The organism is Streptomyces sp. McG3 (genome assembly GCF_018619185.1).
Taxonomy (GTDB): domain Bacteria; phylum Actinomycetota; class Actinomycetes; order Streptomycetales; family Streptomycetaceae; genus Streptomyces.
The window spans coordinates 1-14,273 of record NZ_JAAXYC010000205.1 but is presented as its reverse complement, the minus strand read 5'-3'; the positions used below and the strand labels follow the sequence as shown (position 1 = coordinate 14,273).

At 71.8% G+C, this 14,273-nt stretch carries 11 protein-coding genes; 6 read left to right on the top strand and 5 right to left on the bottom strand.

Features of this window, described 5'->3' with window-relative positions; translation table 11 throughout:
* Nucleotides 1-627: 627 nt before the first annotated feature.
* Nucleotides 628-1,989, bottom strand: coding sequence for a type I glutamate--ammonia ligase (gene glnA, locus HET64_RS26850; protein WP_003969536.1), 1,362 nt, complete (start codon nt 1,987-1,989; stop codon nt 628-630).
* 277 nt (nt 1,990-2,266) lie between these two features.
* Here glnA and HET64_RS26845 point away from each other — a divergent pair, with 277 nt between their 5' ends.
* The 6 genes from HET64_RS26845 (at nt 2,267) to HET64_RS26820 (ending at nt 8,627) form a co-directional block, all read left to right on the top strand.
* Entirely contained in the window at nt 2,267-2,959 is a 693-nt protein-coding gene (locus HET64_RS26845; protein ID WP_215109740.1) for a DUF3105 domain-containing protein, read from the top strand.
* Between the two features lie 74 nt (nt 2,960-3,033).
* Nucleotides 3,034-3,741: a DUF305 domain-containing protein gene (locus HET64_RS26840; protein WP_215109741.1), complete on the top strand. Its 708-nt coding sequence runs from the start codon at nt 3,034-3,036 to the stop codon at nt 3,739-3,741.
* A 247-nt stretch (nt 3,742-3,988) separates the two neighbouring features.
* The gene (locus HET64_RS26835; protein ID WP_050357946.1) at nt 3,989-4,414 is read left to right on the top strand and encodes a CBS domain-containing protein; all 426 of its coding nucleotides are present in this window, start codon (nt 3,989-3,991) and stop codon (nt 4,412-4,414) included.
* A gap of 121 nt (nt 4,415-4,535) precedes the next feature.
* Nucleotides 4,536-5,078 (top strand): hypothetical protein, encoded by a 543-nt coding sequence (locus HET64_RS26830; protein WP_215109739.1) that lies wholly within the window; start codon nt 4,536-4,538, stop codon nt 5,076-5,078.
* A gap of 71 nt (nt 5,079-5,149) precedes the next feature.
* On the top strand, nt 5,150-6,751 hold the full coding sequence (locus HET64_RS26825; RefSeq protein ID WP_215109738.1) for a multicopper oxidase family protein: 1,602 nt from the start codon (nt 5,150-5,152) through the stop codon (nt 6,749-6,751).
* 121 nt (nt 6,752-6,872) lie between these two features.
* On the top strand, nt 6,873-8,627 hold the full coding sequence (locus HET64_RS26820; RefSeq protein WP_215109737.1) for an NAD+ synthase: 1,755 nt from the start codon (nt 6,873-6,875) through the stop codon (nt 8,625-8,627).
* Nucleotides 8,628-8,825: 198 nt separating this feature from the next.
* Here HET64_RS26820 and HET64_RS26815 read toward each other — a convergent pair whose 3' ends face one another.
* The 4 genes from HET64_RS26815 to HET64_RS26800 all read right to left on the bottom strand — a co-directional run bounded on the left by HET64_RS26815 (nt 8,826) and on the right by HET64_RS26800 (nt 14,025).
* Complete coding sequence (locus HET64_RS26815) at nt 8,826-10,070, bottom strand: MFS transporter (protein ID WP_215109736.1); 1,245 nt, start codon at nt 10,068-10,070, stop codon at nt 8,826-8,828.
* A 250-nt stretch (nt 10,071-10,320) separates the two neighbouring features.
* The gene (locus HET64_RS26810) at nt 10,321-11,346 is read right to left on the bottom strand and encodes an endonuclease/exonuclease/phosphatase family protein (protein ID WP_215109735.1); all 1,026 of its coding nucleotides are present in this window, start codon (nt 11,344-11,346) and stop codon (nt 10,321-10,323) included.
* Between the two features lie 201 nt (nt 11,347-11,547).
* On the bottom strand, nt 11,548-12,213 hold the full coding sequence (locus HET64_RS26805; protein WP_215109734.1) for a TetR/AcrR family transcriptional regulator: 666 nt from the start codon (nt 12,211-12,213) through the stop codon (nt 11,548-11,550).
* A gap of 198 nt (nt 12,214-12,411) precedes the next feature.
* Complete coding sequence (locus HET64_RS26800) at nt 12,412-14,025, bottom strand: MFS transporter (RefSeq protein ID WP_215109733.1); 1,614 nt, start codon at nt 14,023-14,025, stop codon at nt 12,412-12,414.
* Nucleotides 14,026-14,273: the final 248 nt, after the last annotated feature.

The window sequence follows — 14,273 nt, the reverse complement described above, 5'->3', positions numbered from 1 at the left end:
CTACACCGGTGGTGTCCCCCGCACCATCACCGCGGGGGACACCACCGGTGTAGCACCCTGCCTGCCCGTGGGCCCGTACCTCCGCAGCGCGGGTGCGGGCCCACGGGCGCGGAGGCCGCGTCACGGCTACGCCAGACTTCACCCAGTGGCGACTGTCGCCGCGTGGTGATCCGCGAGGAACACCGCGAGATCCTCGCAGAGTTCAGCGAAACCGTCCGGACGGGAAGTAGAGGTGCGCTACACCATCATGGCTGCCGAACATCCGCTGCTAGCCTTCCCGTGGCCCGCGTCGGTCGGTGGCTGCTTCCCCCAGTACCGGCCCGTTGTGGAGGGGACCAGCCCGTTCGAGCCGGGCCGGGTGGGGCGACGCCCGCTTGGGGAGCGACCGGTCAGAGAACCTTCGAGGTCCCCGGTCAAGGGGCGGGCACAAAGGTACCCGGGAGCCACCTCGGGAACTAGGTCGCAAGCCGTGGATCCCCGCCCCCCTCATCCTCCCTGTACGTGGGCCGCCCGTCCTGGTCTCACGGCCCCTGGACGGCCCAGAGGTGATCATGACTGCGGGCGGGTCGCCTCGGTTCAACCGAGGCGGCCCGCCCGCAGTGCGTTCTCCGAACCGCCGGCCCGCGGCTACAGCACCGGCAGCAGGTTCTTCAGCTCGAAGGCCGTGACCTCGCTGCGGTACTCCTCCCACTCCTGCTTCTTGTTGCGGAGGAAGAAGTCGAAGACGTGCTCACCCAGTGTCTCGGCGACCAGTTCGCTCTTCTCCATCAACGAGATCGCTTCGCCCAGGTTCTGCGGGAGCGGCTCGATGCCCATCGCGCGGCGTTCGGCGTCGGAGAGGGCCCAGACGTCGTCGTCGGCGCCGGCCGGGAGTTCGTAGCCCTCCTCGATGCCCTTGAGGCCTGCGGCGAGCAGGACCGCGTAGGTGAGGTACGGGTTGGCGCCGGAGTCGATGGAGCGGACCTCGACGCGGGCCGAGCCGGTCTTGCCGGGCTTGTACATCGGGACGCGGATGAGGGCGGAGCGGTTGTTGTGGCCCCAGCAGATGTACGAGGGGGCCTCGCCGCCCGCGCCGGCCGCGCGGGACGAGCCGCCCCAGATGCGCTTGTAGGAGTTGACCCACTGGTTGGTGACGGCCGAGATCTCCGCCGCGTGCGTCAGCAGGCCCGCGATGAAGGAGCGCCCGACCTTGGAGAGCTGGTACTCCGCGCCCGACTCGTAGAAGGCGTTGCGGTCGCCCTCGAAGAGGGAGAGGTGGGTGTGCATGCCCGAACCCGGGTACTCCGAGAACGGCTTCGGCATGAACGTGGCCTGTACGCCCTGCTCCAGCGCCACCTGCTTCATCACCAGACGGAACGTCATGATGTTGTCCGCCGTGGAGAGCGCGTCCGCGTACCGCAGGTCGATCTCCTGCTGGCCGGGGGCGCCCTCGTGGTGGCTGAACTCGACCGAGATGCCCATCGATTCGAGCATGGTGATCGCCTGGCGGCGGAAGTCCATGCCGACGTTCTGCGGCGTGTGGTCGAAGTAGCCCGAGCTGTCGGCAGGGGTCGGGCGGGTGCCGTCGACCGGCTTGTTCTTCAGCAGGAAGAACTCGATCTCCGGGTGGGTGTAGAACGTGAAGCCGAGGTCGGACGTCTTGGCGAGGATGCGCTTGAGGACGTAGCGCGGGTCCGCGAAGGACGGGGAGCCGTCCGGCATCAGGATGTCGCAGAACATCCGCGCGGTGCCGGGGGCCTCCGCGCGCCAGGGCAGGATCTGGAAGGTGCCCGGGTCCGGCTTGGCGATCATGTCCGATTCGTACACCCGGGCGAAGCCCTCGATCGCCGAGCCGTCGAAGCCGATGCCTTCGTCGAACGCCTGCTCCAGCTCGGCCGGGGCCACGGCGACGGACTTGAGGAACCCGAGGACGTCGGTGAACCACAGCCGCACGAAGCGGATGTCGCGCTCCTCAAGGGTCCTGAGGACGAATTCCTGCTGCTTGTCCATTGCCACATCCTTGCAGTTCAGACGGTCCGTGCACCACCGCCCGGGGTAGGGGGACACTTCAGTATCGCGACCCGGGATTTCCCCCAGATTACGCACACGGTGTGAGAGAGAGCACTCGGCCACCCACTACGATCGGCGACCGTGGCGCACGGGGGCGGCAGCCGAGCAGTGGCCGGCTTTCCGCCCGGCTTCCCTCGCGGCTTTCCGCCCGTCCGCGCGCATCGGTTCACGGACCGTCCGCCCTCCCCCCGGCCCCTTCGCAGAAGGACTCGACGACATGAGCTTCGACCCCCGGTACCCCCAGCCGCAGGCCCCCGACCCGCGCGCCCGCACCACCCGCAACCGGGCCATCGCCATAGGGCTGAGCGCTGCCGTCGTGGCCGGTCTCGTCGCCTTCGGCTCGTACCTGCTGCTGGAGAACTCCGAGGCGAACGAGAAGTCCGACGACGCCTCGGCGGCCCAGGACGGCAAGCACCCGGGCGGTCACGGCGGCTCCCACGGCAACGCCACGGGCGGGGCCATCGAGGGGCTGAAGTCCTGGGACGCGGCGAAGCTCGGCCGCGAGCACGTCGCGGGCTCGGTGGACTATCCGATGAAGCCTCCGGTCGGCGGCGACCACAACCAGTCCTGGATGAACTGCGACGGCGACGTATACGAAAAGGCCCTCCCGGACGTCAACGCCGTGCACTCCCTGGAGCACGGCGCGGTCTGGGTCACCTACAACGGCAAGGCCGCCGACGCCGATGTCGCCGCGCTGGCCGAGCGCGTCAAGAAGACCCCGTTCACGCTGATGAGCCCGTACGCCGGTCAGGAGGGCGCGATCATGCTCAGCGCCTGGGGCAAGCAGGTCGCCGTCGACTCCGCCGACGACAAGCGGGTGGACCAGTTCCTCGCCCGGTACGTCCAGGGCGCGCAGACCCCCGAGCCCGGCGCACCCTGCACCGGCGGGCTGGCGACGGTGCCGCGGTGACGGGCGGGGAGAGGGCAGCCGAGGAGAGGACGGCCGGAGAGCCGACCGTCGGGGGCGAGGATCCTGCCGGCCTCGTGGAGCGGCGGAGGACCCGGCGTGTCCGTCGGGTGGCCGGTGCCGCCGTGGCCCTCGCCCTGCTCTTCGCGGGGGCGGCCACCGTCGCCTCCGCGCGGGGCGACGGGGACGGCCCGGCAGCGGGGGACGCCCCGGTTCGTGTTCCGGCGGCCTCGTCCGCCGACGCCGGGTTCGCCCGGGACATGGCCGTCCACCATCAGCAGGCCGTCGAGATGTCGTTCGTCGTCCGTGACCGCACGGACGACGAGGACGTACGCCGTCTCGCCTACGACATCGCCAACACCCAGGCCAACCAGCGCGGCATGCTGCTGGGCTGGCTCGACCTGTGGGAGTTGCCGAAGGTCGCCCCGGGCGGGGAGCAGCCCATGGCGTGGACGGCCGGTACGGGTGGGCACGAGCACGGTGGGCACGGCTCGGGCGGTGCCGAGGCGGGCTCCGGTGCGGACGGAGTGCTCATGCCCGGCATGGCGAGCCGCTCCGAGCTGGCGCGGCTCGGCCGTCTCGACGGGGAGGAGGCCGAGGTGTTCTTCCTCCAGTTGATGACGGACCACCACAAGGGCGGCGTCGACATGGCCGAGGCCTGTGCGTCCCTGTGCGCGGTACCGGCCGAACAGCGGCTCGCCCGGGGCATGGTCGAGGGCCAGCAGTCCGAGCTGGGGCTGATGCGGGACATGCTGGCCGAGCGGGGTGCCGCGCCCCGGCCCTGAGCCGGGGGCCGAGGTTCCGGGCCCTGAGCCCTGGAGCCCTGAGCCCTGGAGTCCGTCGGGGCTGCGGCCCGGGGCCCCTGCGCCCTGCGCCCGGGCCGTGGCCCCGACGACGGGCGCGTCAGCTTTTGTCCTTGCGTCGGCGCACCCGAACGGGTGATTGCGGTCGCGCGGCCCCGGCGGGCCGGTGACGATGGGTTGCGCTCGGGGCCGTACGGCAGTGCCATCGGCACGCAGGAGGAAATCCCCCATGACGACCGCCAAAGACATCATGCACAGCGGTGCCCGCTGGATCCCGGCCCACGAGACGCTCGACCGTGCGGCGCAGCTGATGCGCGAGCACAACGTGGGCGCGCTTCCGGTGTCCGCCAACGGTGACTCCGACCGGATGGTCGGCATCATCACCGACCGCGACATCGTCGTCGGCTGTGTGGCCAAGGGCCACGACCCGGCGAAGGTCACGGCGGGCGATCTCGCGCAGGGCACGCCCCGCTGGATCGAGGCGGAGGCCGATGTGAACGCGGTCCTGGAGGAGATGCAGACCCATCGCATCCGCCGGCTGCCCGTCGTCGAGAACAAGAAGCTCGTCGGCATGATCAGTGAGGCCGACCTCGCGCAGCACCTCACCGAGGAGCAGATCGCCGGCTGGGCGGAGAAGGTCTACTCCCGCAGCTGAGCGCCCGTACGACGACGGCCCGGCGCCCACCCGCTCCGGCGGAGTGACGGAACGGTGATGAAAAGGTGCCGGGCCGCCCCTGCCCCCGGGCCGTATACCCGCCAGGGGTAGGGTGGCCCGCATGGCGGGCAGGACGCGGAGCAGGAGCGTGACGTACGGGCAGCTGACGCTGTTCGCCGCTCTGCTGTTCGGCATCGTCACCATGCATACGGTCGGGCATCCGGCGGAGCACAGCGGTTCGACGCCCTCACCTCCCGCGTTGGGCGAGCACCTGGCCCAGGCCCCCGGCCCGGCTCCGGTCCCGGCCCCGGCTCAGGACCGGGTCAGGACCTCGGTTCAGGACCCGGTCCTGACCTCGGTTCAAGGACCGGCCCAGGAACCGGCCCAAGCCCTGGCTTCGCGCGTCGCCGACGCTCAGCCGCAACCGCAGCCGCACGACTCTCCCGGCTCCGGCGCGCCCATGAGCGGCATGGATCCGCTCTCCGTCTGCCTCGCCGTCCTCGGCGCCTGGGGCCTCGCTCTCCTCGGTTCCTGGCTGCTCGGACTGCGCGCCGACGGGCGGCCTCTCGGTACGCCGGTGGGTGCGGGGCCGCTGCGGGCCCTGCGGCCGATTCCGCCGCCCCGGATATCGGTGCTCGACAGCGTCTCGGTGCTGCGTATTTAGGAGTGGGCGTTTCACCTCCGCCCTCTCTCCCCGTCACCACAGCCCTTCAGTTCTTCAGAGGTGTATTCGGCATGCCCACGCAACCCACTCGACGCGCCGTGCTCGGCGCCGCTCTCGCCGTCGCCGGCACGGGAGCCCTCGTCGCCTGTTCCGACGGTGGCGGCGATCACGACGGAGGCCACTCCCCCGGCGGAGCGCAGGACTCCGGGACGTACGTCTCGCCCGGCGGCAAGGAAGTCGAGGCGGCCGAGGCGGCGCGCGGCTCCGGCCCCGTGCGCGAGGTCTCCCTCACCGCCACCCGTGCCCGGCTCGACCTCGGCGGCGGGCGGACCGTCGCCTCCTGGGCGTACGGGGACCGGCTGCCCGGGCGCGAGGTGCGGGTGACGGCCGGCGACACACTCGCCCTCACCCTCGCCAACCATCTGCCGGAGCCCACCTCGCTGCACTGGCACGGCCTCGCCCTGCGCAACGACATGGACGGGGTCCCCGGGCTGACCCAGCGGGACATCGCACCGGGGGCCGACTTCGCCTACCGGTTCGCCGTGCCGCACCCGGGGACGTACTGGTTCCACCCGCACTCCGGCGTCCAGCAGGACCGGGGGCTCTACGCGCCGCTGATCGTCGAGGACCCGAAGGAGCCGTTGGCGTACGACAAGGAGTGGGTGGTCGTCCTCGACGACTGGGTCGACGGGGTGGGCGGGTCCACTCCGGACGCCGTCCTCAAGGAGCTGTCCGGGGGCATGGGCGGCGGGATGGACCACGGCGCGCACACCATGTCGGGCGAGGAGGACGAGGGAGACCAAGGGGACGGGAGCGGTGACGGGCCCTCGCGGATGATGATGGGGGCCACCAGCGAACTGCTCGGCGGGGACGCCGGTGATGTGGCCTACCCGCACTACCTGGTCAACGGGCGAGTGCCGCAGGACCCGTCCTCCTTCTCCGCGCGGCCCGGCGACCGCATCCGGCTGCGGATCATCAACGCCGGTGGCGACACCGCCTTCCGGGTCGCGCTCGGCGGGCACCGGATGACCGTGACGCACACCGACGGGTTCCCGGTCCGGCACACCACGGGTGACGCGCTGCTGCTGGGGATGGGCGAGCGGTACGACGTCCTCGTCACCGCCGGGGACGGGGTCTTCCCACTGACCGCGCTGGCCGAGGGGAAGAAGTCCGGGAAGCAGGAGGCGTCGGCGCTGGCCGTGCTGCGGACCGGGAGCGGGGCCGCGCCCGGCGCCTCCGTACGGCCGAAGGAGCTGGACGGGAAGCTGGTGGAGGCGGGGCGGCTGGCGCCGGACCCGTCGGTGGCGCTGGACGCCCGGGCGCCGGACCGGACGATCCGGATGCGGCTCACCGGCGGGATGGCGAAGTACGACTGGGCCTTCGACGGGCAGCCGTACAGCGCGAAGCACCGGCGGCCGGTGGAGGCGGGCGAGCGGGTGCGGGTCGTCTTCGACAACGGGACGGCCATGTGGCATCCCCTCCATCTGCACGGGCACACCTTCGCGCTCGGCGGGAACGCCGCAGGGGCCCGTAAGGACACCGCGATCGTGCTGCCGCACCGGTCGCTGACCGTGGAGTTCGACGCGGACAACCCGGGGCTGTGGATGGTCCACTGCCACAACGTCTACCACGCGGAGGCGGGGATGATGACGGTCATCGGGTATCGCGGCTGACCCTGCGGTCCTTGGCGGGTTGGTGCGGACAGCCGCTTCGACCTGCGGTTTCGGTGGGGCCGGGCAGATTTTGCCCGGCCCGCCGGGACATCGCGTCAGAAAGACGATTACACTGGGCGGCGTGCCTCAACTACGTCTCGCACTGAATCAGATCGACTCCACCGTCGGCGACCTCGCCGGCAACGCCGAGGCGATCGTCCACTGGACCCGGCACGCCGCCGAGCAGGGCGCCCACCTGGTGGCGTTCCCCGAGATGGTGCTGACCGGATACCCCGTCGAGGACCTGGCCCTGCGGTCGTCCTTCGTCGAGGCCTCGCGTCAGGCGCTCCGCGCGCTGGCCGCCCGGCTCGACGCGGAGGGCTTCGGCGAACTGCCGGTCGTCGTCGGCTACCTGGACCGCTCCGAGCACGCCGCGGCGCGCTACGGGCAGCCCGCCGGCTCCCCGCGCAACGCCGCCGCCGTGCTGCACCGCGGCGGGATCGCGCTCAACTTCGCCAAGCACCACCTGCCGAACTACGGGGTGTTCGACGAGTTCCGGTACTTCGTACCGGGCGACTCGATGCCCGTCGTCCGGGTGCAGGGCATCGACGTGGCCCTCGCGATCTGCGAGGACCTGTGGCAGGACGGCGGGCGCGTCCCGGCCGCCCGGTCCGCCGGGGCCGGGCTGCTGCTGTCGATCAACGCCTCGCCGTACGAGCGGGACAAGGACGACACCCGGCTGGAGCTGGTCCGCAAGCGGGCTCAGGAGGCCGGCTGCACGACGGCCTATCTGGCGATGATCGGCGGCCAGGACGAGCTGGTCTTCGACGGCGACTCGATCGTCGTCGACAAGGAGGGCGAGGTCATCGCCCGCGCCCCGCAGTTCTCCGAGGGCAGCGTCATCCTCGATCTGGAGCTGCCCGCCGCCGAGGCCGCGGCGCCCTCGGGCGTGGTGGACGACGGGCTGCGCATCGACCATGTGGTGCTGTCCGACCGGCCCGTGGACACGTACGAGCCGGAGTTGGCGGGCGGGTACGCGGAGCGGCTGGGCGACGAGGAGGAGATCTACTCCGCGCTGGTCGTGGGGCTGCGCGCGTACGCCGCGAAGAACGGTTTCAGCAGCGTGCTGATCGGGCTCTCCGGCGGCATCGACTCGGCGATCTGCGCGGCCATCGCCTGCGACGCGCTCGGCGCTCAGCACGTGTACGGCGTCTCGATGCCGTCGAAGTACTCCTCGGACCACTCCAAGGGCGACGCGGCCGAGCTGGCGCGCCGGACCGGGCTCAACTTCCGTACGGTGCCGATCGAGCCGATGTTCGACGCGTACATGGAGTCGCTCCAGCTCACCGGGCTCGCCGAGGAGAACCTCCAGGCGCGGCTGCGCGGCACGATGCTGATGGCCCTGTCCAACCAGGAGGGGCAGATCGTGCTGGCGCCGGGCAACAAGTCCGAGCTGGCGGTGGGCTACTCCACGCTGTACGGGGACGCGGTCGGCGCGTACGGGCCGATCAAGGACGTCTACAAGTCGTCGGTCTTCCGGCTGGCGAAGTGGCGGAACCGGGCCGCCGAGGAGCGGGGGCAGACCCCGCCGATCCCGGAGGCCTCGATCACCAAGCCGCCGAGCGCGGAGCTGCGGCCGGGGCAGGTCGACACGGACTCGCTGCCGGACTACGACGTCCTGGACGCGATCCTGGAGATGTACGTCGACCGGGACCAGGGTCTTGACGCCATCGTGGCGGCCGGGTTCGACGCGGAGCTGGTGGCGAAGACGCTGCGGATGGTGGACGCGGCCGAGTACAAGCGGCGGCAGTATCCGCCGGGGACGAAGATCTCGCCCAAGGGGTTCGGGAAGGACCGGCGGCTGCCGATCACCAACCGGTGGCGCGAGTCGTCGTAGCGGGGCGGGCGGTTACCGGGGGCGTCCGGTGGCCGCCTTTGTCCTCCAGCGCCGGACGAGCTGCGTTGCGCGGCGGCCACGTGTGGCTGCCGGGGCCGTCCGGCGCTTCGTTCCGTCCTCAAGCGCCGGACGGGCTGGAGTGGTCCTGCGGCCCCGGGCCATGTGGCTGCGGGCCCGCCCGCCGTGACGGTTCCGTCCTCAAACGCCGGACGGGCTGGAATGCGTGCCGGACGGGGTGGAAGGTGCCGGGCGGGGTTCGGTGAGGGGGGAGGCCCCCGCGACCACCCGCGACCCCTTCGACGGGTCCCGGTCCAGGTAGCCCGCCGTCGCCGCTATGGCCAGGCCGATCACCGCCAGCACCGCGCCCACCAGGGCCGGTGACGTCCAGCCCCAGCCCGCCGCGATCGCCACGCCGCCCAGCCAGGCGCCGCCCGCGTTGGCCAGGTTGAACGCGGAGTGGTTGGAGGCGGAGGCCAGCGTCGGGGCGTCCTTCGCCTTGTTCATCACCAGCATCTGGAGCGGGGTCGTCGTCATGAAGCCGACTCCGCCCAGCAGCACCACCATCACCAGCGCCGCCCACTGGACGTGCACCGTGAACGGGAACACCACCAGGATCACCGCGAGCGCGCCGAGCGATCCGTACAGGGTCGGGCGCAGCGCCCGGTCCGTGAGGGGGCCCGCGGCCAGGGCGCCCAGGGTCATCCCGATGCCGAAGAGGGCCAGGACCAGGGTGACCGAGGATTCGCCGAAGCCCATCGCCTCCGTGGTCATGGCCGAGAGGTACGAGTACACCGCGAAGACCCCGGCGAAGCCGAAGACGGCGGTGAGCAGACCGAGGATCACCTGACGGTTGCCGAGGGCGCGCAGTTCGCGGCGGACGTCCTGGTGCGCCTCGACGGGGATGTGGGGCACCAGACGGGTGAGGGCCGCCATCGCGGCGAGGCCGATCGCCGCGACCACGAGGAAGGTGGCCCGCCAGCCGAGGTGCTGGCCGAGCAGAGTCGCCGCGGGGACGCCGACGATGTTGGCGACGGTCAGGCCGAGGAACATCGTCGCGACGGCCCGCGCCTGGCGGCCCTCGGTGACCAGCCGGGCGGCGACGACCGCGCCGACGCCGAAGAACGCGCCGTGCGGGAGACCCGCGAGGAAGCGACCGGCGATCAGCCAGCCGAAGTCCGGGGCGAGCGCGGAGGCCAGGTTGCCGACGGTGAACAGTGCCATGAGGAGCAGGAGCATCCGCTTGCGCGGCACCCGCGAGCCGAGGCCGGTGAGCAGGGGGGCGCCCAGGACGACGCCGATCGCGTACGCCGACACGAGGTATCCGGCGGTGGGCACGGACGTGCCCAGGTCGTCCGCCACGTTGGGCAGCAGCCCCATCATGACGAACTCCGTCGTGCCTATGCCGAAGGCGCTCACGGCCAGGGCGAGGAGAGCCAGGGGCATGGGGAGGGGACCTTTCATCGAAACGGGGAGGCTGCGGAAGCGGGAGGCCTGGGGCGCGCAGCCGGGAACAGCAGGAAGCCGTTGCCGGGGCACGCGGGGTGCCGGACAACGGCTCACGCCATATGTAAGTTACCGGAACAAATTCTCGCAGATGGTTATGCCGGGGCGCCTACCGGCAGGTGAACGGCTCATTGCGGCCGTCCCACCGGAGCCACCCGTCCCACCCGTCCCATCCGGCCCGCAGGAGACGTCACAGCTCCACGCGGGCCGCGATCGGGAGGTGATCGCTGTCGGTCGCCGCGAGGGTCCAGGAGGCCAGGGGCTCGACGCCCTTGACCATGATCTGGTCGATCCGGGCCATCGGGAACGAGGCCGGCCAGCTGAACCCGAAGCCGTCGCCCGCCGCGCCCTGGGTGGAGCGCATCTGCGCGGTGACCGCGTTCAGCGAGCGGTCGTTCATCGTGCCGTTCAGGTCGCCGAGCAGGACGACGCGCTCCACCCGTTCGTCCGCGATGGCCTCGCCCAGCGCGTCGGCGCTGGCGTCGCGCTGGTTGGCGGTGAACCCGGCGTGCAGCTTCACCCGGACGGACGGCAGGTGGGCCACGTACACCGCGACCTCGCCCTGCGGGGTCTCGACCGTGGAGCGCATCGCCCGGGTCCAGCCCATCTTGATGTCGACGGGCTTGGTGTCGGCCAGCGGGTACTTGCTCCACAGGCCCACGGTGCCCTGGACGGAGTGGTACGGGTAGCGGTCGGCCAGCGACTTCTCGTACGTGGAGACCTGCCTGCCCGGGAGCTCCTGGAGGGCCACGACGTCCGCCCCGGAACCGGCGACCTGCTGGACGGTGCCGTCCGGGTCGGGGTTGCCCGCGTTGACGTTGTGGGTGGCGACGGTGAGGTCGCCGCCGCCGCCGGACTTGTCGGTGAGCAGGCCCCCGAAGACGTTGAGCCAGACCACGGCGGGCAGCAGCAGCGCGACCACGGCGGTCGCCGAGCGCCGCAGCAGGCCGAGGATCAGCAGCACCGGGATGAAGAGCGCGACCCACGGCAGGAACGTCTCGACGAGGCTGCCGAGGTTGCCGACCCGGTTGGGGATCTGCGCGTGGACGACCATCAGCAGGGTCAGCAGCACCGAGCAGAGGGCCAGCACGATCCCGCGCCGCCAGACACCCCGGTCGGACCTCAGCCTGTCCCACAGGCCCCGGAAGCGGGACCCGCCGGCCTCCGGCTGCCCCGCGCTGCCGTGGTCCGTGTCCGCTCCGTACGCCTGCACCATCGCGCTGTCCTCACTGCCTTGCCCTGCACATCGCCGCGCCCCCGACCCTAGGCGATGAGCGGCGTCTTTCCGGCCGTCGGCCCACAGACCCGCCCGACGTCCCCACGACCGTACGGAGTGCCCGTACGGAATGCAGGACGACGGAGGCGGGACGCCGGGTTCCGGTACGGGGCCGGACAGGGGGCCCCTGTGACAGAACGGTCACACTCGTACGGGGGCGAGCCCTCCCAGCAGGGCGGCGATGACGCGGTCCACGAGGTCCTCGGGGAGCGGCGCGTCGGGGCGGTGCACCGTGCGGACGAGCATGGGGCCGACGAACAGGTCGTCGATCAGCTCCACGTCGAGGTCGTCGCGGAGTTCCCCGGCGGCGACGGCGCGCCGCACCGCCTCCAGCATCGCGACCCGCCGGGGGGCGATCACCGTGCCGGAGTACTCCTCCCACAGCTTCGGATGGCTCTTCATCTGGGCGAAGATGTTGACCAGGAGCACCGAGGAACGCTGGGCGAGGCCCCGGGTGCGCATCGATTCCAGCATCACGCGCACGTCGGCGAGTCCGGCGGTGCCGGAGACGGGCGGGTCGGTGGGCTCCATGTCGCGCACGACGTCGACGAAGAGCTCCTCCTTTCCGCTCCAGCGCCGGTAGATGGTGGCCTTGCCGACGCCGGCGGTGCGCGCGATGCGCTCGATGGAGAGGCCCGCCAGTGGCTCGCCCGCCTCCAGGAGGGCGATGACGGCGTCCAGGATCGCCCGCTCCGCCGCGGCGGAGCGGGGCCGTCCACGGCGGGGCTCCGGATCCGCCGCCCCGGCCGGCGGCTCGCCCCCGTCCCGTGCCGCGCACCGGTCCCGCTCGCCGTCCTGGCCTTGCACCTGAAGCCGCCTCTCGCCGCGCTGTTGTCCCGCGTACGTCCCCGGCTGTCACCCCGGTACGTACTCGCCCCGATTCTCGCCGACCCGGAAGCCCCGGAGCGACGGGCCCACCGGGCCGGCCCCGGCCCACGGGGCCCGCCTGCCCCGGTTCTCACCGGTCCGGCCGCGGCCCACGGGGTCGCCCCGGGGCACCGGGCGTCAGCGGTGCAGCTTCTCCTTCGCGGGCGGGGCTGCCGTGGCCCCGGGGGCCCCGGTCGCCGCCGGGGTCCGGCCGGGCAGGAACAGGCCGACGACGACGGCGCCGATCAGGGCGACGGCCGCCGAGCCCAGCGCGGTCACGTGCATGGCGCTGATGAACGCGTCGTTGGCGGCGGCGACCAGTGGCTTTCCGGCCACCGGGCCGAGCTTCTCGGCGACGCCGAGGGTGGCCTCGATGGACTCGCCCGCCACGTCCCTGACCCCGGCCGGGACGGCCCCGAGGTGACCCTCGATGTCGCCCCGGTAGACGGTGGAGAGCACCGAGCCGAGCACCGCGATCCCGAGCGCCCCGCCGACCTGGCGGAAGGTGTTGTTGATGGCGGATCCCGAACCGGCCTTCTCGCGCGGCAGCGCCTGCATCACGGCGACGGTGACGGGGGGCATGATGTGCGCCATCCCGGTGCCCTGGACGAAGAAGACGAGGCACATCACCCACACCGGCGTACCCGTGCCGAACAGGGCGAACGACGCGAGTCCGGCGGCAACCAGCAGCATGCCGGCCGTGCAGACCGCGCGGGCGCCGAAGCGGTCGACGACCAGCCGGGCCCGGGGCGCGAAGATCATCTGGGCGGCGGCGAGCGGAACGATCAGCAGGCCCGATTCCAGGGCGGTGTAACCGCGCACGCTCTGGAGGTAGAAGGCGGAGAAGAAGGTCACGCCCATGAGCGCGAAGAAGACCAGCGCGATGGCGGCGACGGCGGCGGAGAACGCGGGCTTGCGGAAGTACGTGATGTCGATGGCCGGGTGGCTGCTGCGCTTCTCGTGCCAGACGAATCCGGCCAGCACCAGCAGTCCGCCGCCGATGGCGAGGAGGACGGTGGTGTCGGTGAAGTCGGCCAGTTCGCCGCCCCGGATGATCCCGTACACCAGCAGGACCAGGCCCACGACGGACAGCGCGACGCCCACGGGGTCGACCCTGCCGGGCTTCGGGTCACGGGAGTCGGGGACCAGGATCGCCATGGCGACGAGGGCGATCACGACCACCGGGACGTTCACCAGGAAGATCGAGCCCCACCAGAAGTGCTCCAGGAGCAGTCCGCCGGTGATCGGGCCGATGGCGATGCCCAGCCCGACACTGCCCGCCCAGATGCCTATGGCCTTGGGCTGCTCGTCGCGCTCGAAGACGTTCATCAGGACGGCGAGGGTGGCGGGCATCACGAAGGCCGCGCCGAAGCCCATCAGGGCGCGCCAGGTGATGAGCTCACCGGGCGAGGCGGAGAAGGCGGCCAGCGCGGAGCCGATGCCGAAGACCAGGATGCCGGCGAGGAGGACCTTCTTGCGGCCGATGCGGTCGCCGAGCAGGCCCGCGGTGAACAGCAGCCCGGCGAAGACGAGCGTGTAGGAGTTGATCGCCCACTCCAGCTCGCTCTGGGTGGCGCCGATGCCGGTGGGGGCGGGGCTCGCGATCGTCTTGACCGCGACGTTCAGGATCGAGTTGTCCAGCACCACGATGAGCAGGCTGAACATGAGGACGGCGAGGATCCACCAGCGGCGGCGGTGGATCGCCTCGGGAACACGGGGCGCGGCGGCGGGAGCGCCGGACGGTAGGGACATGGGGACGATCCTAACCCTATTTCGATACGATACCGTCTCGTATTGTTAAAGGTTTCCCCGCCGGTTCCCCACCGGATCCCCGTCGGCCACCGTTCGGACGCGCGTGCGGGCCCACTTCCCGAGTGGCGGGGCGGGATGCCACCATGGAAGGGATCCGGGGACGCCGTCAGGGCGCCTCGAGATGACGAAGGAGCCACCGGCCATGTCGCTTCCGGCTGCACAGAATCCGCTTTCCCCCACGGGTACCC